The organism is Caldimonas taiwanensis NBRC 104434, from assembly GCF_001592165.1.
In the GTDB taxonomy this organism is placed as follows: Bacteria; Pseudomonadota; Gammaproteobacteria; order Burkholderiales; family Burkholderiaceae_C; genus Caldimonas; species Caldimonas manganoxidans.
Window position 1 is genome coordinate 24,863 of record NZ_BCWK01000002.1, and the last position, 21,284, is coordinate 46,146.

General features: G+C 65.4%; 17 protein-coding genes and 2 pseudogenes. 8 read left to right on the forward strand and 11 right to left on the reverse strand.

Annotated elements, in window-relative coordinates; genetic code table 11:
- Window positions 1-15: 15 nt before the first annotated feature.
- The 8 genes from CTA01S_RS01795 to urtA all read right to left on the reverse strand — a co-directional run bounded on the left by CTA01S_RS01795 (window position 16) and on the right by urtA (window position 9,307).
- Window positions 16-978 (reverse strand): TAXI family TRAP transporter solute-binding subunit, encoded by a 963-nt coding sequence (locus tag CTA01S_RS01795; protein WP_062192143.1) that lies wholly within the window; start codon window positions 976-978, stop codon window positions 16-18.
- A 204-nt stretch (window positions 979-1,182) separates the two neighbouring features.
- On the reverse strand, window positions 1,183-2,529 hold the full coding sequence (locus tag CTA01S_RS01800; RefSeq protein WP_062191503.1) for an aspartate aminotransferase family protein: 1,347 nt from the start codon (window positions 2,527-2,529) through the stop codon (window positions 1,183-1,185).
- The gene (locus CTA01S_RS01805) at window positions 2,530-3,426 is read right to left on the reverse strand and encodes a MurR/RpiR family transcriptional regulator (protein WP_062191506.1); all 897 of its coding nucleotides are present in this window, start codon (window positions 3,424-3,426) and stop codon (window positions 2,530-2,532) included.
- A gap of 229 nt (window positions 3,427-3,655) precedes the next feature.
- Entirely contained in the window at window positions 3,656-4,363 is a 708-nt protein-coding gene (gene urtE, locus CTA01S_RS01810) for an urea ABC transporter ATP-binding subunit UrtE (RefSeq protein WP_062191509.1), read from the reverse strand.
- Window positions 4,364-4,365: 2 nt separating this feature from the next.
- On the reverse strand, window positions 4,366-5,256 hold the full coding sequence (gene urtD, locus CTA01S_RS01815; RefSeq protein WP_062191513.1) for an urea ABC transporter ATP-binding protein UrtD: 891 nt from the start codon (window positions 5,254-5,256) through the stop codon (window positions 4,366-4,368).
- The gene (urtC, locus tag CTA01S_RS01820; protein ID WP_062191517.1) at window positions 5,253-6,395 is read right to left on the reverse strand and encodes an urea ABC transporter permease subunit UrtC; all 1,143 of its coding nucleotides are present in this window, start codon (window positions 6,393-6,395) and stop codon (window positions 5,253-5,255) included. The genes urtD and urtC overlap by 4 nt, the downstream gene beginning before the upstream one ends.
- Complete coding sequence (gene urtB, locus CTA01S_RS01825; RefSeq protein WP_084362258.1) at window positions 6,392-7,987, reverse strand: urea ABC transporter permease subunit UrtB; 1,596 nt, start codon at window positions 7,985-7,987, stop codon at window positions 6,392-6,394. Before urtB ends, urtC begins: the two co-directional genes overlap by 4 nt.
- Before the next feature lie 45 nt (window positions 7,988-8,032).
- Window positions 8,033-9,307: an urea ABC transporter substrate-binding protein gene (gene urtA / locus CTA01S_RS01830; RefSeq protein WP_062191518.1), complete on the reverse strand. Its 1,275-nt coding sequence runs from the start codon at window positions 9,305-9,307 to the stop codon at window positions 8,033-8,035.
- Between the two features lie 202 nt (window positions 9,308-9,509).
- On the opposite strand from urtA, the gene CTA01S_RS01835 reads away from it, so the two are divergent.
- Window positions 9,510-10,856, forward strand: a complete 1,347-nt coding sequence (locus CTA01S_RS01835; RefSeq protein WP_062191519.1) for an alpha/beta fold hydrolase — start codon at window positions 9,510-9,512, stop codon at window positions 10,854-10,856.
- 48 nt (window positions 10,857-10,904) lie between these two features.
- On the opposite strand, the gene CTA01S_RS01840 is transcribed toward CTA01S_RS01835, so the two are convergent.
- Entirely contained in the window at window positions 10,905-11,849 is a 945-nt protein-coding gene (locus CTA01S_RS01840) for a response regulator transcription factor (RefSeq protein WP_026329975.1), read from the reverse strand.
- Window positions 11,824-15,293: pseudogene (locus CTA01S_RS01845) on the reverse strand (hybrid sensor histidine kinase/response regulator). Before CTA01S_RS01845 ends, CTA01S_RS01840 begins: the two are co-directional and overlap by 26 nt.
- Window positions 15,294-15,361: 68 nt before the next feature.
- Between CTA01S_RS01845 and CTA01S_RS01850 the strand changes: the two are divergent.
- The 7 genes and pseudogenes from CTA01S_RS01850 (at window position 15,362) to ureG (ending at window position 20,271) form a co-directional block, all read left to right on the forward strand.
- Window positions 15,362-15,664 (forward strand): urease subunit gamma, encoded by a 303-nt coding sequence (locus CTA01S_RS01850; protein ID WP_019559720.1) that lies wholly within the window; start codon window positions 15,362-15,364, stop codon window positions 15,662-15,664.
- A gap of 49 nt (window positions 15,665-15,713) precedes the next feature.
- A complete protein-coding gene (locus CTA01S_RS01855) occupies window positions 15,714-16,304 on the forward strand; it encodes a HupE/UreJ family protein (RefSeq protein ID WP_062192149.1) in 591 nt (196 codons plus the stop codon).
- 14 nt (window positions 16,305-16,318) lie between these two features.
- The gene (locus CTA01S_RS01860) at window positions 16,319-16,624 is read left to right on the forward strand and encodes an urease subunit beta (RefSeq protein ID WP_062191520.1); all 306 of its coding nucleotides are present in this window, start codon (window positions 16,319-16,321) and stop codon (window positions 16,622-16,624) included.
- Entirely contained in the window at window positions 16,624-18,351 is a 1,728-nt protein-coding gene (gene ureC / locus CTA01S_RS01865) for an urease subunit alpha (protein WP_019559723.1), read from the forward strand. Before CTA01S_RS01860 ends, ureC begins: the two co-directional genes overlap by 1 nt.
- A gap of 26 nt (window positions 18,352-18,377) precedes the next feature.
- Window positions 18,378-18,920: pseudogene (ureE, locus tag CTA01S_RS01870) on the forward strand (urease accessory protein UreE); the annotation flags it as partial.
- A 26-nt stretch (window positions 18,921-18,946) separates the two neighbouring features.
- The gene (locus CTA01S_RS01875; protein ID WP_062191522.1) at window positions 18,947-19,627 is read left to right on the forward strand and encodes an urease accessory protein UreF; all 681 of its coding nucleotides are present in this window, start codon (window positions 18,947-18,949) and stop codon (window positions 19,625-19,627) included.
- Complete coding sequence (ureG, locus tag CTA01S_RS01880; RefSeq protein WP_062191525.1) at window positions 19,624-20,271, forward strand: urease accessory protein UreG; 648 nt, start codon at window positions 19,624-19,626, stop codon at window positions 20,269-20,271. Before CTA01S_RS01875 ends, ureG begins: the two co-directional genes overlap by 4 nt.
- A gap of 11 nt (window positions 20,272-20,282) precedes the next feature.
- On the opposite strand, the gene CTA01S_RS01885 is transcribed toward ureG, so the two are convergent.
- Entirely contained in the window at window positions 20,283-21,239 is a 957-nt protein-coding gene (locus CTA01S_RS01885) for a S49 family peptidase (RefSeq protein ID WP_019559727.1), read from the reverse strand.
- Window positions 21,240-21,284 lie beyond the last annotated feature (45 nt).

Sequence of the window (21,284 nt, forward strand, 5' to 3'; positions counted from 1 at the left end):
GACCTGGACGAGGGCTTACATCCAGCCCTTTTCCTTGTAGTACTTGACCGCACCGGGATGCAGCGGCGCGGTCAAGCCGTCCTTGATCATGCGCTTGGGATCCAGATTCGCCAAGGCTGGGTGCAGCTTCTTGAACTCGTCGAAGTTCTCGAACACCGCCTTGACCAATTCGTAGACGGTGGACTCCGGCACCTTGGCCGAGGTCACGAAGGTCGCCAGCACGCCATACGTAGGCGTGGGATTGGGGTTGCCGGCATACAGCCCGCCGGGAATCTCGACCTTGGCGTAGAAGGGATACTGCGCGACCAGCTTGTCGACGGCCGGACCGGTCAGCGGCACGAGCTTGGCTCCGCAGGTGGTGGTCGGGTCCTGGATGTTGGCCGACGGATGCCCCACCCCGTAGAAGAAGCCGTCGATCTTGTTGTCGCACAGCGCCGGGCCATGCTCATCGGCCTTCAATTCAGCAGCCAAGGAGAAATCGCTGATCTTCCAGCCCAGGGCCCCCAGCAGCTCTTCCATCGACGCACGCGTGCCCGAGCCGGGGTTGCCGATGTTGAAGCGCTTGCCCTTCAGGTCCTCGAAGCGAGTGGCATTGATTTCCTTGCGAGCCACCACGGTGAAGGGCTCGGGATGCAACGAAAACACCGCACGCAAATCGGCAAAAGCGCCATCCTTCTCGAACACCTTGGTGCCCTTGACCGCGTGGTACTGCCAATCGGACTGCGCCACGCCGAAGTCGAGTTCGCCGGCGCGGATGGTGTTGATGTTCACCACCGAGCCGCCGGTGGACTCCACCGAGCAGCGGATGCCATGCTTGGCGCGGTCCTTGTTGACCAGCCGGCAAATCGCGCCGCCGGCAGCATAGTACACGCCGGTGACGCCGCCGGTGCCGATGGTCATGAACTTCGTTTGGGCCACGGCCGATCCGATCGGCAGCGACAGCGACACCAGGGCCGCGGCCGTCAGCCACCGGCGCAGGGGTTTGACTTGGAAGAGAGAATTCACTTCGACCTCCTGTGACACGTTGGGAGAACCTCGAAAGGGCGGCAGCTTACCGCAAGCGCTTGCACCCGTGCGATACCGACCACGCGGTGGCGCAGTCCAAAGGGCAAGGCAGAATCCCGACAGTAGCACCAACGCGCTGCGGTGCCACCCCCGGAAACCCGAAAACCCTGGTGCGTCTCATGCATGGGTCGATGCGATGGCCGCATCGATGGCCAAGGCCAGACGATCGACGATGGCATCGAGTTCGCCATCGCTGACGATGAAAGGCGGCGCCAGCAGCACATGGTCTCCTTGCTGGCCATCGATCGTGCCGCCCATCGGGTACACCATCAGCCCACGCGCCATTGCTTCGCGCTTGATGCGGGCATGCAGCTTGAGCGCAGGATCGAACGCCGTCTTGTGATGGCGATCGCGCACCAACTCGACGCCGCGAAACAGCCCTCGCCCACGCAAATCGCCCACGTGAGGATGCTCGCCCAGGCGCGCCTGCAACCGCTGCGCCAGCCCCTCGCCTTGCCGCTGGCACGCCTCCAGCAAGCCGTCGCGGCGGATCACTTGCTGCACGGCCAGGGCTGCCGCACAGGCCACCGCGTGGCCGATGTAGGTGTGGCCGTGCTGGAACAACCCGCTGCCCTGCGCAAAGGCTTCGACCACACGCCGCTGCACCAGCACCGCGCCGATGGGCTGGTATCCACCGCCCAAGCCTTTGGCAATGGTCATCAAATCGGGCACCACGCCTTCCTGCTCGCAGGCATGCAGCGTGCCCGTGCGCCCCATGCCACACATCACCTCATCGAGGATGAGCAAGATGCCGTGGCGATCACACAGCTGCCGCACCCCCTTCAGATAGCCCGGCACCGGTGTCAACGCCCCCGCAGTGGCGCCCACCACCGTCTCGGCCACGAAAGCGATCACGTTTTCGCCCCCCAAGCGGTCGATGGTCTGCGCCAGCTCCTTCACCAAGCGCTGGCCGTACTGCTCGGCCGTCTCGTCGGCTTGGCGGTCGCGGTACTCGTAGCAGGGCGACACATGGGTGACGTCCATCAGCAGCGGCGCAAACTGGGCGCGACGCCACTGATTGCCTCCCACGGCCAGCGCCCCCAGCGTGTTGCCGTGATAACTCTGGCGACGGGCGATGAAGTGCCGTCGCTGCGGCTGCCCGATCTCGACAAAGTACTGCCGCGCCATTTTCAGCGCCGCCTCCACCGCCTCGGAGCCGCCCGACACGAAGTACACATGACTCATGCCGGCCGGCGCGTGGGCGATCAGATCGTCGGCCAGAGCCTCGGCCACTTCGGTGGTGAAGAAGCTGGTGTGGGCATAGGCGATGCGATCGATCTGGGCATGCATCGCGGCAATCACGTCCGGGTGGCCATGGCCTAGGCAAGACACCGCCGCGCCACCGGAGGCGTCGATGTATTGCCGGCCCTGACGATCGGTGATGTACACCCCGTGGGCCGCCACGGCCACAGGCAGCTCGGCATGCAAATGACGGTGGAAGACATGGGTGGTTTGCGGGTTCATTCAAGCATGCTCCGAACGGACGGCTGGGCGCAGCGGCCGCTCCCAATAGGCTTTGCGGGCCTGCAACAAGGCTTGGCGTCGGCCCAGATGCTCGACCACCGCAGCCCCTCCTTGCGCCGCCACCGCCGCCACAAGGGCTTCGGCCAGCGCCTGGGCCCCGGTCATCGACGGAAAAAACGACGGGGAAGTCGCCGAAAACAACAAGACCTGCCGCGCGCCACGTGCAATCGGCGACAACGCGCTGTCGGTAAGCGCCAGCACCGGCACGCCAGTGTGTACGGCCCGCTGCACGGCTTCCACCGTCTCGCGGGTGTAAGGGGCCTGGCTCACGGCCACGAGCAGGTCTCGCGGGCCCAGCAGATCGAGCTGCTCGACCACACTGCCCGATGGATCGGGCAGCAGCCGCCCCGTACCGCGCACCAGGGCAAAGGTGTAGTGCAAGTGGTAGGCAATCCCGAAGCTGGCTCGCAGACCCAAAAAGGCCACCTGTCGGCTTCGCAGCATCAAGCGGGCAGCGGCCTCGATCCGACCGGCGGCATTGAGCCCGGTGCACGATCGCACATCGGCGGCCTGGGCCTCGTTCAAGTCGCTCACCAGCGAGGCTCGAGCCGCTGCGGCGCGCCGAGCACGGTCCAGGTAGCCGGCAGGATCCTCGGCCTGCCGCGCCAAGGCGCGTCGAAAAGGCTCGCGCAACGCCTCGAAGCTCGGCAACCCCAACTGACGGGCCAGCCGGGTCATGGTGGCCGGCGAGACGCCGGCTTGCCGTGCACTGGCACGCATCGACTGCAGCCCCAAAGCCGCGCCATGTCGCACGACCCAGCGCGCCGCGCGCTGCAGCTCAGGGCTGAGGCGGTCGAAATGCTGCTCGACCAAGGACTGGACGTCTTGGGGCTCCATGGGACGCATGCCCTGCCGCTACCACACCGCCGCCACAGCCTGGCGACGTCACACTTGTTTCATAGTATGACACATGGTTCATTTGTTTCAAACGATGCGCCCGCATCGCGTCGGACGCTGACACCGAAGAGGGTCCTCCCGGGGCCCGACTCACGCTGCCCATGACCGCGCTCGTGATGTCTTTCGACGCCCCCCTTCACCCCCGAGGGGCTAGAACGATTGCGCCGCTCTAGATGGACAAACGCCGCCGCACGCCGTCGGCCTCCATGTGGGCGCCGCGGCCTTGCATCACCACCTCGCCGCGTTCCATCACGAGGTACTGATCGGCCAATTCGGCGGCAAAGTCGTAATACTGCTCGACCAAGACGATGGCCATGGGCGGGTGGCCGTCCATGCCGAGGTCGGCCAACCGGCGGATCACCCGGCCAATGTCCTTGATGATGGACGGCTGGATGCCTTCGGTCGGTTCATCCAGGAGCAGCACCTTGGGCCCAGCCGCCAAGGCCCGCGCAATGGCCAGTTGTTGCTGTTGTCCGCCCGAGAGGTCGCCCCCGCGTCGATGCAGCATCTGCCCAAGCACGGGAAACAGCTCGAAGAGCTGAGGCGAGATGGGCGTGCGCGCGCTCTTGTACGCCAGCCCCATGCGCAGGTTCTCCTCGACCGTGAGGCGAGCGAAGATCTCCCGGCCCTGCGGGACGTACCCCATGCCCTTGCGCACCCGTTCATAGGGCGCATCGCGCACGATGGGCTGCCCATCCAGCGTGATCGAACCGGTTTTGATAGGCACCACACCCATCAAGCTTTTGAGCAAGGTGGTCTTGCCCACCCCGTTGCGCCCCAAGATCACCGTGACTTCGCCCGCCTTGGCCTCGAAGCTGACGTTGCGCAGAATGTGCGAGCCGCCGTAGTACTGATGGATGCCTTCGACCTTGAGCATGCTCAGCGACCTAGATAGACCTCGATGACCTTCTCGTTGGCCTGTACCTGAGCCAACGAACCTTCGGCCAGCACGCGACCTTCATGCAACACGGTCACCTTCTTGGACGGATCGTCACGCGTGAGATCGTGGATGAACTTCATGTCGTGTTCGACCACCACCAGCGAGTGGCTGCCTTGGAGCGATAGAAACAGCTCGGCGGTTCGCTCGGTTTCCTCATCGGTCATGCCGGCCACGGGTTCGTCCAGCAGCAGCAGCTTGGGGTCTTGCATCAACAGCATGCCGATCTCCAACCATTGCTTTTGCCCATGCGAGAGCAGACCCGCTGCTCGCTGGGCCACTTCGCGCAAGTGAATGAGTGACAAGACCTCGCCGATGCGATCGAGCTGCTCCCCAGACAGACGAGAGAACATCGACGCTCGCACGCTGCGGTCGGCGCGCAGGGAGAGCTCCAGGTTTTCGAACACGCTCAGCCGTTCATACACCGTGGGCTTTTGGAACTTGCGTCCGATGCCCATGGTGGCAATCTCGCTTTCACGCAAGCGCAACAGGTCGATGGTCGATCCAAAGAACGCACGACCGGCCTGCGGACGGGTCTTGCCGGTGATGACGTCCATCATCGTGGTCTTGCCGGCCCCATTGGGGCCGATGATGCAGCGCAACTCGCCGGCAGCGATGCTCAGCGACAGTGCATCGAGCGCACGGAAGCCATCGAAGCTGACGGTGATGTCCTCCAGGTACAGAATGACGCCATGCGCCAGATCCACCTCGCCGGCGCGCACGACGCGGCCGTAGCTGGCAGCGCGACCGCCCGAACCGTCGATGCGCTCACGCAAGCGCTGACGGTGTTGCTCCAGGGCACGCGCCCCCGCTTCCATCAGATCGGGGGTCATGCTCGCGCCTCCGAGTGACGGCCGCGCCGGCGCAGCAGGCCCACGATGCCTTGGGGCAAGAACAAGGTCACCCCGATGAACAAAGCGCCAAGGAAGTACAGCCAGAACTCCGGCACGACCACCGTGAACCAACTCTTGGCCCCGTTGACGAAAAACGCGCCGAGAATCGGGCCAATCAAGGAAGCGCGGCCGCCCACGGCCGTCCAGATGGCCATCTCGATGCTGGCCGCGGGCGACATCTCACTGGGGTTGATGATGCCCACCTGGGGCACGTACAGGGCGCCGGCCACGCCGCACATCATGGCCGACAGCGTCCAGATCGACAGCTTGTAGCCCAGCGGGTCGTAGCCGGTGAACATCAGGCGGGACTCGGCATCGCGCACGGCTTGCAGCACCCGGCCGTACTTGCTGTTGACGATCCAGCGGCCCAGCAGATAGAAGCCGATCAACGTCAAGCCCGTCAGCATGAACAGCGTGACCCGCATGCCCGAGGTGGCCATCGGCATGCCGAGGATGCGCTTGAAGTCGGTGAAACCGTTGTTGCCGCCAAAGCCGGTCTCATTGCGAAAGAACAGCAGCATGGCCGCAAAGGTCATTGCCTGCGTGATGATGGAAAAGTACACCCCCTTGATGCGAGAGCGGAAAGCAAAGTAGCCGAACACGAACGCCAACAAGCCCGGCACGGCCACGACCAGCACGACGGTGGCCAGGAAAGAATCGCTCAAGCCCCAGTGCCAGGGCAGCTCCTTCCAGTCCAGGAAGACCATGAAGTCCGGCAACTCCGACTTGTAGTGGCCCTCGGTACCGATTTGGCGCATGAGATACATGCCCATCACATAGCCGCCCAGCGCGAAGAACAAGCCATGCCCCAGCGACAAAATGCCTGTGTAGCCCCAGATCAAGTCCATGGCCAGCGCGCAGATGGCATAGCACATGATCTTGCCGAACAGGCTCACGTGATAGTCGCTGAGGTGCCAGACGCTGTGGGCTGGCACCACCAGATTGAGCACCGGCACCACCAAGACCACGGTCAGGACGGCGGACAAGACCGCGGCCCAGCCTTTGGGCCCCAGCAGCAAGCCGCGACGCGGCACCAGCTCGGCAGCGCTTGCGGCATCGGCATGCACAACCGCGCTCATGCTTCGGCACTCCTTCCCTTCATCGCAAACAGCCCTTGTGGACGCTTCTGGATGAAAGCCACGATGAGCAACAACACGGTGATCTTGGCCAACACCGCCCCCTGCCAGCCTTCGAGCAGCTTGCTGACGACCCCCAAGCCCAAGGCTGCATACACCGTGCCGGCCAGTTGCCCCACCCCGCCAGTGACCACCACCAGAAAGGAATCGACGATATAGCTCTGTCCCAGGTCGGGTCCCACATTCCCCACCTGCGACAGCGCGCAGCCGGCCAGCCCGGCCAGGCCGGCGCCCAAGGCGAAGGCATAGGTGTCGACGCGAGCGGTGTTGACGCCCATGCAGGCGGCCATGGGCCGGTTCTGAGTGACGCCCCGCACGAACAAGCCCAAACGGGTGCGCGCGATCAGCAAGGCCACGCCGGCGACCACCAGCGCCGCGAACACGATGATGGCCAGGCGGTTGTATGGCAAGGTCAGATTGGGCATGAGCGCCACACCACCGCTGAGCCAGCTGGGGTTGTCCACTTGAACGTTTTGTGCGCCAAACACCGAACGCACGGCTTGCATCAGGATGAGACTGATGCCCCAGGTGGCCAGCAAGGTCTCCAGAGGTCTGCCATACAGCCAGCGGATCACGCTGCGCTCGAGCACCGCACCGACCACCGCCGCGGCAAGAAACGCCGTGGGCACGGCTGCCAGCACGTATCCATCGAACCAATCCGGCAGATAGGTCCGAAAGAGGTTTTGCACCACATAGGTGGCGTAGGCGCCGATCATCATCATCTCGCCATGGGCCATGTTGATCACGCCCATCAAGCCATACGTGATGGCCAGCCCCAAAGCCACCAACAACAAGATGCTGCCCAAACTGAGGCCGCTGAACAGTACGCCCGCACGTTCGCCCCAGGCCAGGCGGCTTTCCACCTCACGCAGCGATGACTTCAGCACCTCGCGCACGCGAGCATCGGTTTCGACGAAGCCGTCACCGTCCTGGGCGAGCCGTTCGCGCAACAAGGCCAGCACCGTGGGCTGGTTGCTGCGCCCCAACCAACGCGCTGCCTCCAAACGCAAAGCGGGATCCTCGGCAACGACCAGGGCGGTCGCCCGCAAGACCTGCAACTGCTCGCGCAGCTGGTCATCGGTTTCCCGTTCGAGCACCTTGTCGATCACCGGGAGCTGCTCGGCCGCCAGCGGTTCGCGCAGCATCTGCGCCACGGCGCCGGCCCGCACGGCCGCATCGCTCGAAAACAGCTCGAGCGCAGCCAAGGCGGCCTGCAAAGCCCGGCGCACGCGGTTGCTGGAAACCACTTCCTGCGCATCCTCTGGCAGCGAAGCGGGCTGACCGGTGATCGCATCACGCACCTCGTTGCCACGCACGATGTAGACCCGCTCGTCGCCAACGGTGCGCACCTCATCGTCCAGCAAGGCTTGCAGATAGGCGCGCAGCGCCGGGTCCCCGGTGGCGGCCACCTCGTTGAGCACCGCGATGCGCTCGTCGTTGTCGCCCAGCGCCAGGATCCGGATGTGCTCGGGGCTCAAAGCCGCCGCCGGGCCAGCCAGCGCCCAGCTCAGGACGACCCAGGCCAGGCGCATCATCCATCGTGTCGTGGTGCTCACTCGTGCGTCCTCACAGACCCAGGCTCACTTCTTCTCGGGCTCGTCTTTCTTGCCCTTGTTCTCGGGGATGTAAGGGCTCCATGGTTGGGCCTTGATCGGGCCTTTGGTCTTCCACACGATGTTGAACTGACCATCGGCCTTGATTTCGCCGATGAACACCGGCTTGTGGAGGTGGTGATTCTTCTCGTCCATCTTGGCGACGAAGCCGCTGGGGGCCTGGAAGGTCTGGCCGGCCATCGCCGCGATGACTTTGTCGGTGTCGGTGCTCTTGGCCTTCTCCACCGCCTGCTTCCACATGTGGATGCCGATGTAGGTGGCTTCCATCGGATCGTTGGTCAACGGGCGATCCTTGTGGCCAGGGATGTTCTTGGCCTTGGCGTAGGCCGACCAGGCCTTGATGAACGCCTCATTGGTCGGGTTCTTGATGGACATGAAATAGTTCCAGGCCGCCAGATGGCCGACCAAGGGCTTGGTGTCCACGCCGCGCAGCTCCTCTTCGCCCACGGAGAAAGCGACCACCGGCACATCGGTCGCTTTCAGCCCCTGGTTGCCCAGTTCACGGTAGAACGGCACGTTGGAATCGCCGTTGATCGTGGAGATGACCGCCGTCTTCTTGCCGGCGCTGGCGAACTTCTTGATGTTGGCGATGATGGTCTGATAGTCGCTGTGCCCAAACGGCGTGTAGGCTTCCATGATGTCGCTCTCAGGGATGCCTTTGGACTTCAGGAATGCGCGCAGGATCTTGTTGGTAGTGCGCGGATAGACATAGTCGGTGCCCAGCAGCACGAAACGCTTGGCCGAGCCGCCCTCCTTGCTCATCAGGTATTCCACCGCAGGGATGGCTTGCTGGTTGGGCGCAGCACCGGTGTAGAACACGTTCTTGCTGAGCTCTTCGCCTTCGTACTGCACCGGGTAGAACAGCAGGCTGTTGAGCTCCTCGAACACCGGCAGCACGGACTTGCGCGACACGCTGGTCCAGCAGCCAAAGACCACGGCCACCTTGTCCTGCGTGATCAGCTGGCGCGCTTTTTCGGCGAACAGAGGCCAGTTCGACGCCGGATCGACCACCACGGGTTCGAGCTTCTTGCCCAGCACCCCGCCGCTGGCGTTGATCTGTTCGATGGTCATCAGGGCCACGTCCTTGAGGACGGTTTCCGAGATGGCCATGGTGCCTGACAGCGAGTGCAAGATGCCGACCTTGATGGTGTCGGACTGGGCCTGTACGGGCAGGCCGATGGTCGCAGCCCCCAGGGCGATGGCGCCCAGGGTCTGGTTGAAATGACGGCGAGAGGTGTTCATGGGTTGGCGCTCCTTGATCGACACAACGGCGAGGGTGAGGACCACTGCAGGTTAAGGAGCCCCCAAGAACTGGGAAATACGCCATCTGGCGTAGGCACATGCGCCGGCTGCACCGACGCGCGCCCATCCCCCATGCACGCTATAGTGCCGACGCACACCTCGGCGAAGGTGACCGACACCATTTCATTCGGAGACAAACGTCATGACGATGGCTGCACGCTTTCGCGCGCCCCTGGTCCTCACCTCGGCCCTGTGCGCCACTCTGGTGGGCGGATGCGCCCACACCCCCAGCCAAGAAGCCCCGCCTGTGGCCACATCCTGTCCAGAAGGCGTTCCGGCCGAGACCCGCTGCCTGCGGGGGCGGGATTCCGCAGGTGCGCACTACCTGATCGCCGTGCCGAAGGACTGGAACCGCATGCTGGTCGTGCATGCCCACGGTGGCCCGACCTTGGGCGAGCCTCAGGCCCGCCGCGCCGATGAAGATCTCACACGCTGGGCCATCACGCTGCGGGCCGGCTATGCCTGGGCAGGCTCCGTGTTTCGCCAAGGTGGCGTGGCCGTGCGCTCGGCCGCCGAAGACACCGAGCGGGTGCGCCGCATCTTCGTCGAGCATGTGGCGCAGCCGACCCTGACCCTGCTGCATGGCCAGTCCTGGGGGGCCAGTGTGGCGGCCAAAGCCGCCGAAATGTATGCCGCACCAGGCCAACGCTCCCCCTATGCCGGCGTGCTGCTGACCAGCGGGGTGCTGGCCGGGGGGACCCGCTCCTACGATTTCCGCCTCGATTTGCGGGTGGTGTATCAGTCCCTGTGCCACAACCATCCGCGGCCCGATGAGCCTCAATACCCGCTATGGATGGGTTTGCCGCCCGACAGCACGCTGACCCGCTCGGAACTGGCCGCGCGCGTGGACGAGTGCCTGGGCGTGCGCAAACCGGCGGCTCAACGCACGCCCGAGCAGGCGCGCAAGCTCAAGACCCTCGTCGACGTGATCCGCATCCCGGAGAGCTCGGTGATCGCTCACCTGAACTGGGCCACCTGGCACTTCCAGGACATCGTGCAACACCGCACCGGCGGCTTGAATCCCTTCGACAACGCTGAGGTCCGCTACAGCGGCTCGCAGGACGATGCCGCACTCAACGCCGGCGTGCTGCGCTACCGTGCCGACCCCCGAGCCGTGGCCCGCTTCGGTGCCGACGCCGACTTGACGGGCCGCATCGGGATCCCGGTGCTGACGGTGCACGGCATTGGCGACCCCACGGCGTTCGTCGAACTGGAGACCGCCTTTGCCCGCACCATGGAACGCGCCGGCACGGCCTCACACTTGGTCCAGGTGTTCAGCGATCACCACGATCACAGCTATCTGAGCGACCCGATCTACGCCACGCTTTTCGATGCGCTGGTGCGCTGGGCACGGCAAGGCGACAAACCCACTGCGGCGGGACTGGCGCAGCAGTGCCAAGCCTATGAAGCTCGCTTCGGCCCGGGCTGTCGCCTGCGGCCCGACTACCAACCCGCCCCGTTGGAAGCCCGCGTGCCACCGCGTCGCTGAACGCACGGGCAGCCGCATCACACGGCACCGCACGCGGCGCGGTGCGCCTCAGCGGCGCCCCAGCAGAGGGACTCGACCGATCGCCACGGCCGCCGCCGCGGTGCGGGTCTCCACGCCCAGCTTCTCGAAGACATGCTCCAAATGCTTCTTCACCGTGGCGGGGCTGGCGCCCAGGATGTCGCCGATGTCCCGGTTCGTCTTGCCCTGCACCACCCAATACAGCACCTCGGCTTCGCGGGCCGTGAGCCGAAAAGTGGCCGACAACGCTTCCAGCAATGCCGCATCGTTGGCTTCGCGCAGCACCAAAAACCACTCCCCATCGCCACTGGGGTGATGCAGCACCAGCGTCAGGCGGCCGGCGCCCCGCACCAGCGTGCGGCTTGCGGGCTCGTGCGTGACGAGCACTTGCTCGGCCTGCTGGCGCAGCCACTCGGTCAACCCCGGCTCCAGGTGGCCATCCTCGCTGCCGCCATAGGTTTCCAGATACTGCCGGGCCAGCGGGGTTTGCCAAGTGATGCGTCCGTCGGCCAGCCGCACCGCCAAGGTGGCATTGCCAAAGACGTCGAGCGCCTGCTTGGCCTGGCGCACCTGGCGGGCCCCCTGCACATGGGTGGCGATGCGGGCGATGACCTCGCGCGTGCGCACCGGTTTGGTCACATAGTCGACCCCACCGGCCTGAAAAGCCGCCACCACATGTTCGGTGTCGCTGAGGCCCGTCATGAAGATGATGGGAATGCTGGCCGTGGCCGCCTGAGATTTGAGTCGTCGAGCCACCTCGAAGCCATCCATGCCCGGCATCACCGCGTCAAGCAACACGATGTCGGGCTGCGCCTGGGCCGCGCTGCGCAACGCGCCTTCGCCATGGGTGGCCACCAACACGGTGTAGCCCGACTCGTCCAGCGCATCGTGCAGCATGGCCACGTTGTCAGGCACGTCATCGACCACCAGCACCACGGCGCTGGTCGGGTCAAGGTCGGGAAAGACGGGGTTCATGGACGGCGTTGTGCAGCAGTCGGCTGATCGTGTCGAACTGGAACTCGCGCGCCAGTCCTCGCAAACGGGCCACGAAGCCCGCACACTCGGGCTGCTCGGACTCGATCTGGTCGAGGACGCGAACGATGCCACGGTAATAGCCCAAGGCCACTTGTTCGGCCAGGGCACGCAGAAGATGAGGGGCGGGCAGAACCTCTGAATCCGCAGGCGGCATCTGGGGCGTCGTCTGCGTCGCTCGCACCCACTGCAAGGACAAGCGCGTGCCCAGCCAGTCCAGCAGTTCGCCCACCCGCACGGGCTTGAGCAGGAAATCCTGCGGCGTGATGCCCACGTCGTTGTCCAACCCCTTGTCGAAGGCATTGGCCGACACGATGGCCGCAGGCGCCGCGCTGAGTCGGTCGCGGCGAATGCGCCTCAACGTCTCCCAGCCATCGATGCCCGGCATGGCCAAGTCGAGGAAAATGGCGTCGGGCTGGAGGTGATGCAGCATGGCCAGGCATTCCGAGCCTGATGCGGCCTGATGGATGTCGAAGCCCAAGGGCTGCAACAGGTTCACCAGCAGCCCGCGATCGACCTTCTCGTTGTCCACCACCAGAATGCGCCGACGCGGCCCCAAATAGCCAATGCGTGCCGAACGAGGCGTTTCGCTCTCGATCGCCGTGGCGCGCAACTCGGGCAAGAACAGGCGGATCGCAAAACAGGTGCCCACGCCTGGGGTGCTGCGCACCGTCATCTCGCCGCCCATCAAGTCGGTCAACATCTTGGCGATCGTCAGCCCCAAGCCCGTGCCTCCCACCGAAGCGCCTCCTGCAGCCGAGCCGCGCTCGAAGGGTTCGAAGATGCGCGACAGTTCCTCGGCGCTCATGCCCGGCCCCGTGTCCTCGATCTCGAAGCGCGCCATCTCACGAGCGTACTGCAGGCGAAACGCCACCTTGCCTTGGGCCGTGAATTTCACGGCATTGCCCAAGACATTGATCAGGATTTGCCGCACGCGCTTTTCATCCGCGCGCACGACCTCGGGCAAACCGTCCTCGAACTGCTGCTCGAAGGCGATGCCCTTGCCGGCAGCCTGCAGTTCGAACAGGCGCGCCATCTCGAGCATGTCCTGCCGAAAGCGCATGGGCTTGGGCTCCAGGGTCAGCTTGCCGCTTTCGATGCGCGCCAAATCCAAGGTCCCCTCGATCAACGACAGCAAGTGATCCCCTCCACGGCGGATCACGCGCACGGCCTGCTTGCGGTGAGGCGGCATGGTGTCGTCTTCCTCGAGCAATTGCGCATAGCCCAAGATGCTGTTCAGAGGCGTGCGCAGCTCGTGGCTGATGGTCGTGATGTAGCGGGTCTTGGCCTGATTGGCCAGTTCGGCCTGACGCTTGGCCTGTTGCAGCGCTTCGTCGGTGCGGCGGTGCGATTCGATCTCACGCATGAGCGCCTCGGTTTGACGGTTCGATTCCTCCTGCGCCACCAAGCGACTGCGATGCGTCAGCACCAACCACCACGCCACGATGCCCAAGACCAGCAGCAATACCGCATAGGCCTTCAAAAAACTGAGCTTCAGCGCGGGCGCCAAGGCGGCCGCCTGCTCGCCCAGCGCTCGCATCTCGTGGTGATAGAGCAAGCCAAACAGGCAGGCCAGCGCCGGCGTGATCAGGCTCATCAACAACAGGTATTGAGCCAAGCCGGTCTGGACATACGGGGCTGCGCGGCGCGGCAACAGGCAGCGCAGCGCGGCCGACCACTGTGCGGACCATCGCGCATGCGGCTTGCACAGATCGTTGCAACGAGCATCCAGCGTGCAGCACAAGGAGCAGATGGCGTCCTGATAGGCCGGGCACCAGGCCATGTCCTCGCGCTCGTATTCCCGCTCGCAGATCGCGCATCGATGAACCGCACGCAAGCCCCCATCTCCGTCTCGAGCGCCCGCCCCAGGCGCAAGCGGCGCATCGCGCCGGGCGATGTAGTAGCGTCCCTTCGTGACCCAGGCGATCAACGGTGAAACGATCACGGCCGTCATCAACGCAATCAAGGCCGAAAACGCCTGCGCCACTTCGCCAAAGAACCCCACATGAGCGGTCATGGACAACGCCGAGGCGGCGAACATCGCCCCCACGCCCACCGGGTTGATGTCGTACAGATGGGCCCGCTTGAACTCGATGCCCTGGGGCGACAAGCCCAAGGGCTTGTTGATCACCAAGTCGGCCACCACGGCCATCATCCAAGAGATCGCGATGTTGGAATACAAGCCCAACACCCCCCCAGGGCTTGGAAGACATTGAGCTCCATCAACATCAAGGCGATCAGGGTGTTGAAGACCACCCACACCACCCGACCGGGATGGCTGTGCGTCAGCCGCGAGAAGAAGTTCGACCACGCCAGCGAGCCCGCATAGGCATTCGTCACGTTGATCTTGAGCTGCGAGACCACCACGAAAAGCGCCGTGGCCGCCACGGCCCATCCGTAGTCGGCGAACACATACTCATAGGCCGCCAAATACATCTGGTTGGGATCCACCGCCCGCTCGGCCGGCACCATGTGAGACAGCGCCAGGTAGGCCAGCAAAGCGCCCCCCAGCATCTTCACCACCCCCAGCACCACCCAGCCCGGCCCGCCCATCAGCAGGGCAGCCCACCAGCGCCAGCGGTTGGCGGGCGTCTTCTCCGGCATGAAGCGCAGGTAGTCCACCTGCTCGCCCATCTGTGTGACCAGCGCGATGCCCACCGTGGTGGCCGACCCAAACGCCAGCCATTGGAAGGATCCGCCACCGCCATCCACCCCGGCATAGGACACCAGCCCCGACAGCACCCCGGGGTTGTGGTGGAACACATAGACGTAGGGCAGCACCAGCATCACCAGCCACAGCGGCTGCGTCCAGACCTGCAAGCGGCTGATCATGGTCACGCCATGGGTCACCAGCGGAATCACCACCAGCGCACACACCAGATAGCCCCAACTGGGCGGCAGACCAAAGGCCAGCTCCAGCGCGTAGGCCATCACGGCCGCCTCCAGCGCGAAGAAGATGAAGGTGAAGCTCGCGTAGATCAGCGAGGTCAGTGTGGAGCCGATGTAGCCGAAGCCCGCCCCCCGCGTGAGCAAATCCATGTCCACGCCGTGACGTGCCGCATAGATACTGATGGGCACACCGGCCAGGAAGATGATGAGACCGGTGACCGCGATGGCCACCGCCGCGTTGATGAAGCCATGCTGCACCAGCAGCGTGGCCCCCACCGCTTCCAGGATCAGGAAAGATGCCGCCCCAAAGGCCGTGTTGGCGACCCGCCACTGCGACCACTTGCGAAACGAGCGCGGCGTGAAGCGCAGCGCGTAGTCCTCCAGCGTCTCGCGCGCGACCCATCCGTTGTAGTCGCGTCGGATCTTGATGACGCGCTGCACCGCCCCTGCAGCGGGCGGCTGGCGGTCGGACGGCAGAGCGCGAAGATCCATGGCCATGCCAGGCACACACAAGAATCGCACCAGCCCGCCCTCGGGGCTGGCATCCATCCTGCAAGGAAGACGGCATGGAACTGACCCCGCGCGAAAAAGACAAGTTGTTGATCTTCACCGCGGCCCTGTTGGCCGAGCGGCGCAAGGCCCGTGGCCTCAAACTCAACTATCCGGAAGCGGTGGCCTTGATCACGGCCGCCATCCTGGAAGGCGCCCGAGAAGGCAAATCCGTGGCGCAGTTGATGAGCGAGGGCAAGACCGTGCTCACACGCGCCGACGTGATGGAAGGTGTGCCGGAAATGATCCCGGACATCCAGGTCGAGGCCACCTTCCCCGATGGCACCAAACTGGTGACCGTGCACCAACCCATTGCATGAACCCTGGGCGCGCCTGTTTTTGGTGCGCCCACGACTTGTGGAGGACGCCATGAACCGAATTGCTCCCCGGCTGGCCGCCCTGGCGCTGGCCAGCCTGCCCCTGGTGACCCTGGCCCATACCGGGGGCGATGGCGGCAGCCATCACGGCTTCGTGGACGGCCTGAGCCATCCCTTCACCGGCCTGGACCACCTGGCCGCCATGCTGGCCGTGGGCTATTGGAGCGCCCTGACCGCACGCCGCATCTGGGTGGCCCCGCTGGCCTTTGCCCTGTGTCTGGCCGTGGGCGCCGGCCTGGGCCTCGGTGGCATCGAGCTGCCGGCCATCGAACCGATGATTGCGGTGTCACTGCTGGTGCTGGGCCTGTTGGCGGCCACCCGCGCCAGCCTGCCCGCGTGGGCCGGCGGTGCGCTGGTGGGCGCCTTCGCCCTCTTCCACGGCCTGGCCCACGGACTGGAGCTGGCCGGCAGCGGCACCGTCGCCCCGCTGCTGGGCATGCTGCTGGGCACCCTGGTGCTGCATACGGTCGGCCTGCTGGTCGGCCGCCTCAGCCGCGAGCGCAATCCCTGGTGGCCACGCCTGACCGGCGGTGCCGTGGCCGCCTTCGGCGCCGTGCTGTTGCTGCCCATGGTGGCGGGATGACCCACGGAGGCTCCATGATCCCCGGCGAACTCTTCACCGACGGCCCCGACCTCCACCTGAATCCGGGCCGACGCACGATCACCCTGGTGGTGCAGAACACCGCCGACCGCCCAATCCAGGTCGGCTCGCACTACCACTTCGCAGAAACCAACGAGGCCCTGCATTTCGATCGCCGCGCCGCGCGCGGCATGCGCCTGAACATCGCCTCGGGCACCGCGGTGCGCTTCGAGCCCGGCCAACAGCGGACGGTCGAGCTGGTCGACTACGCAGGCGATCGTGTCGTGTATGGCTTTCGGGGCCAGGTTCAAGGAAAGCTGTGATGGCCACTCTCTCCAGACGCGCCTATGCCGAAATGTTCGGCCCCACCGTGGGCGACCGCGTGCGCCTGGCCGACACGGACCTCCTCATCGAAGTGGAGCAGGATTACACCCTGGCGGCCGGCGGCTACGGTGAAGAAGTCAAGTTCGGCGGCGGCAAGACCATCCGCGACGGCATGGGCCAGAGCCAACGCATCAATGGTCCAGCGGCCATGGAGGCGATGGACTGCGTGATCACCAATGCGCTGATCCTGGACCACTGGGGCATCGTCAAAGCCGACATCGGCATCAAAGGCTCACGCATCGCCGCCATCGGCAAAGCCGGCAACCCCGACGTGCAGCCCGGCGTCAACATCGTCATCGGCCCGGGCACCGAGATCATCGCCGCCGAAGGCATGATCGTCACGCCCGGCGGCATCGACACCCACATCCACTGGATCTGTCCGCAACAAATCGAAGAAGCCCTGACCTCGGGCATCACCACCATGATCGGTGGCGGCACCGGCCCGGCCACCGGCACCTTCGCCACCACCTGCACCCCTGGCCCCGAGAACATCCGGCGCATGCTGCAGGCCGCCGAAGCATTTCCGATGAACTTGGGCTTTTTCGGCAAAGGCAATGCCAGTCGGCCCGAGGCCCTGCAGCAACAGGTGGAAGCCGGCGCCATCGGTCTGAAGCTGCACGAGGACTGGGGCACCACCCCCTCGGCCATCGACAACTGCCTGGAGGTGGCCGAGCGCTACGACATCCAAGTGGCCATCCACACCGACACCCTCAACGAAAGCGGTTTCGTGGAGGACACCATCGCCGCCTTCAAGGGCCGCACCATCCACACCTTCCACACCGAAGGCGCCGGCGGCGGCCACGCCCCCGACATTCTGAAAGTCGTCGGCGAGCCCAACGTGCTGCCCTCGTCCACCAACCCCACGCGGCCCTTCACCGTCAATACCCTCGACGAACATCTGGACATGCTGATGGTGTGCCACCATCTGGACGCCTCCATCGCCGAGGACCTGGCCTTCGCCGAAAGCCGCATCCGCCGCGAAACCATCGCCGCCGAGGACATCCTGCACGACCTGGGGGCGATCAGCATGTTCTCCTCTGACAGCCAAGCCATGGGTCGGGTGGGCGAAGTCATCCTGCGCTGCTGGCAGACCGCGCACAAAATGAAGCAGCAGCGCGGCCCGCTGCCTGGGGACACCGAGCGCCATGACAATGCCCGCGTCAAGCGTTATCTGGCCAAGCTCACCATCAATCCCGCGCTGGCCCACGGCATCGCGCATGAAGTCGGCAGCATCGAAGTGGGCAAATGGGCCGATCTCGTGTTGTGGAAGCCCGCCTTCTTCGGCGTCAAACCCTCGCTCGTTCTCAAGGGTGGCTTCATCGCCGCCGCGGCCATGGGCGACCCCAATGGCTCCATTCCCACGCCGCAGCCGGTGCACTACCGGCCGATGTTCGCCAGCTTCGGTGGGGCGCTGTGCGCCACCTCGATCACCTTTCTGAGCCCATCGGCGCTGGCCGCAGGCGCGGCCGAGCGTTACGGACTGCGCAAAACCGTGGCCGCCGTGAAGGGCTGCCGCCGCGTGAAGAAGGCCGACATGGTGCTCAACGCCTACACCCCACGCATGCACATCGACCCGCAGACCTACCAGGTCCATGCCGACGGCCAGTGGCTCACCTGCGAGCCAGCCACCGTGCTGCCCATGGCGCAGCGCTACTTCCTGTTTTGACCCCTCGCCGACGGACCTTCACCGACATGCTGCCCGTCCACAAACTCCTTCCCCAAGGCCAGGGCCTGGCCGCCGTGCTGGTGCAGCGAGCGGCCACCGTGGCCCTCGACTGGGACGTGCGACAAAAAAGCCGCTTCGACGCCACCGACAGCCTGGGCCGCCCGCTGGGCGTGTTCCTGCCGCGCGGCATCGTCGTGCGCGGCGGCGACGTGCTCGTGGCCGAAGACGGCTCGCTCATCCGCGTGCAGGCCGCACCACAACCCGTGCTGCGCGTGAGCATCTGCCCCGACCACGGCTCGCCCCTGGACCTGCTGCGCGCCGCCTATCACTTGGGCAACCGCCATGTGCCACTGGAAGTGCGGCCCGACCACCTGCAACTCGAGCCCGACCACGTGCTGGCCGAGATGCTGCGGCAGATGCACCTCGTCGTCACCGAGGTGCAGGCACCTTTCGAACCGGAAGGCGGCGCCTATGCGGCCGGCGGCCATGGACACGCTGCCCACGGTCACGGCCACGCGCCCCACACCCATGGCCATGCGCACGGCTGCGGTGGTGGCCCCCACGCCCACTGAGCATCCGCGCCACGCTCACCGAGATGTCGGCCTCGACCCCCTGGTTGCAACTGATGTGGCTGGCCTCGCCGGCGTTGCCGGTGGGCGGATTCAGCTATTCCGAAGGGCTGGAAGCGGCCGTGGAGGCCGGCCTCGTCACGAACGAAGCCCAGGCCAGCGCCTGGCTGAGCGACCACTTGCATCTTGCGCTGGGCCGCGCCGATGCGGCCGTGCTGGCCCAGGCCGTGCCGGCCTGGCAGGCCGGCGACCTGCGGCGGATCACGGTTCTGAACGACTGGGTGCGCCACACCCGCGAGTCGGCCGAATTGCGCCTGCAGACCGAACAAATGGGACGCTCGCTGCTGGAATGGCTGAAAAACCGATCCAGCGATGAGCGCCTGGCTGCGCTGGCCGCCCTGTCACCGGCGCCCACCTATCCCGTGGCATTTGCCCTGGCGGCGGCCCAAGTGGGCGCCTCGGCCGAACAGGCCCTGCTGTCATTTGCATTCGGCTGGGCCGAAAACATGGTGCAAGCCGCCATCAAGGCCGTACCGCTGGGTCAAAGCGCCGGCCAGCGCATCCTCGAGCGCCTGACGCACGACATTCCCGCCATGGTGGCTGCCGCATTGTCCTTGGACGATGCCAGCCGCCAGGCCTTCACCCCGCGGCTGGCCATTCTGTCGGCGCGGCACGAAACCCAATACTCACGCCTGTTTCGATCATGAGCGCCCTCTTGCACACCATCCCCGGCCGCACCAAGAAACTCCCCCCCTTGCGCGTGGGCGTCGGCGGCCCCGTGGGCTCGGGCAAGACCACCTTGGTCGAGATGTTGTGCAAAGCCATGCGCCACCGCTACGACCTGGTGGTGGTCACCAACGACATCTACACCAAGGAAGACCAGCGCCTGCTCACCGTGGCCGGCGCTCTGGAGCCCGAGCGCATCATGGGCGTGGAGACGGGCGGCTGCCCGCACACGGCGATCCGGGAAGACGCCTCCATCAATCTCGAAGCCGTGGACCGCATGCTGGCGAAGTTCCCCAATGCGGACATCGTCTTCATCGAGTCTGGCGGCGACAACCTGGCCGCCACCTTCAGCCCGGAGCTGTCGGATCTGACGATCTACGTGATCGACGTGGCCGCCGGCGAGAAGATCCCGCGCAAGGGCGGCCCCGGCATCACCAAGAGCGATCTGTTCGTCATCAACAAGATCGACTTGGCGCCTCACGTAGGCGCCAGCCTGGAGGTGATGGCCGCCGACACCGCCCGCATGCGGCCCCACCGCCCCTGGGTGATGACCAATCTCAAGACCCATGAAGGTCTGGACCGCGTCATCGATTTCATCGAACGCAAAGGCTTGCTCCAGGCCTGAAGCCGGGGGGATCAGCGCAAGCCGCCAAGGCCGCGTAGAGCCGCCACCATGCCCTCGCCCACGGCCGCACCGAAACGCTTGGCCAGGCGTTCGGCCACGTTTTCGCGCGGCGTGTAGTCGATGATCTCTTCGGCCTTGACCACCTCGCGAGCCACATAGTCCAGGCTGCCCAAGTGGTCGGCCAGGCCCAGGTCGATGGCCTGCTGGCCGCTCCACACCAGTCCCGAGAACACCTCGGCCTGGTCGCGCAAACGCTCCCCCCGGCCTTCACGCACCTCGGCGATGAACTGTTGGTGGATCTGATCGAGCAAAGCCTGGGCATAGGCCCGGTGCTTGTCGGTTTGTGGCGAGAACGGGTCCAGGAAGCCCTTGTGCTCACCGGCCGTCAGCAGCCGGCGCTCGACGCCCAGCTTGTCCATCAAGCCAGTGAAGCCGAAACCATCCATCAGCACCCCGATGGAGCCCACCAGCGAGGCCTTGTCCACGAACACCTCATCGGCAGCCACCGCGATGTAGAAGGCCGCCGACGCACACATTTCCTCGCACACCGCATAGACCGGCTTGCCATGCAACTGCCGCAGCCGTTCGATCTCGTCATTGATCAAGCCGGCCTGCACCGGACTGCCCCCAGGCGAGTTGATGCGCAACACCACCGCCTGCGCGCCGCTGTCTTCGAAAGCATTGCGCAGGGCGCCGATCAGGTTCTCTGCGCTGGCCGGCGCATCGGCGGCAATTTCCCCGCGCACATCGATCAGCGCGGTATGCGGCGCACTGGGGGCCGTGGCTTGCACGCCTTGCCGATACACCAGCACCAGCGCCGAGACGGCGAGCAACAGCCAGGCCAGGCGGAAAAAAAGACGCCAACGCCGCTCGCGCCGCCGATCCTGGAGATAGGCTTGGGCCAGCCGGGCAATCGCATCATCCCCGCGGGACGCGGTGGGGGTGGAAAGAGAGGTCTCGGGTTCCATGACATCCTGTCGAAAAGAAGATTCGTCGTCGTTCGGAGGGGCGCA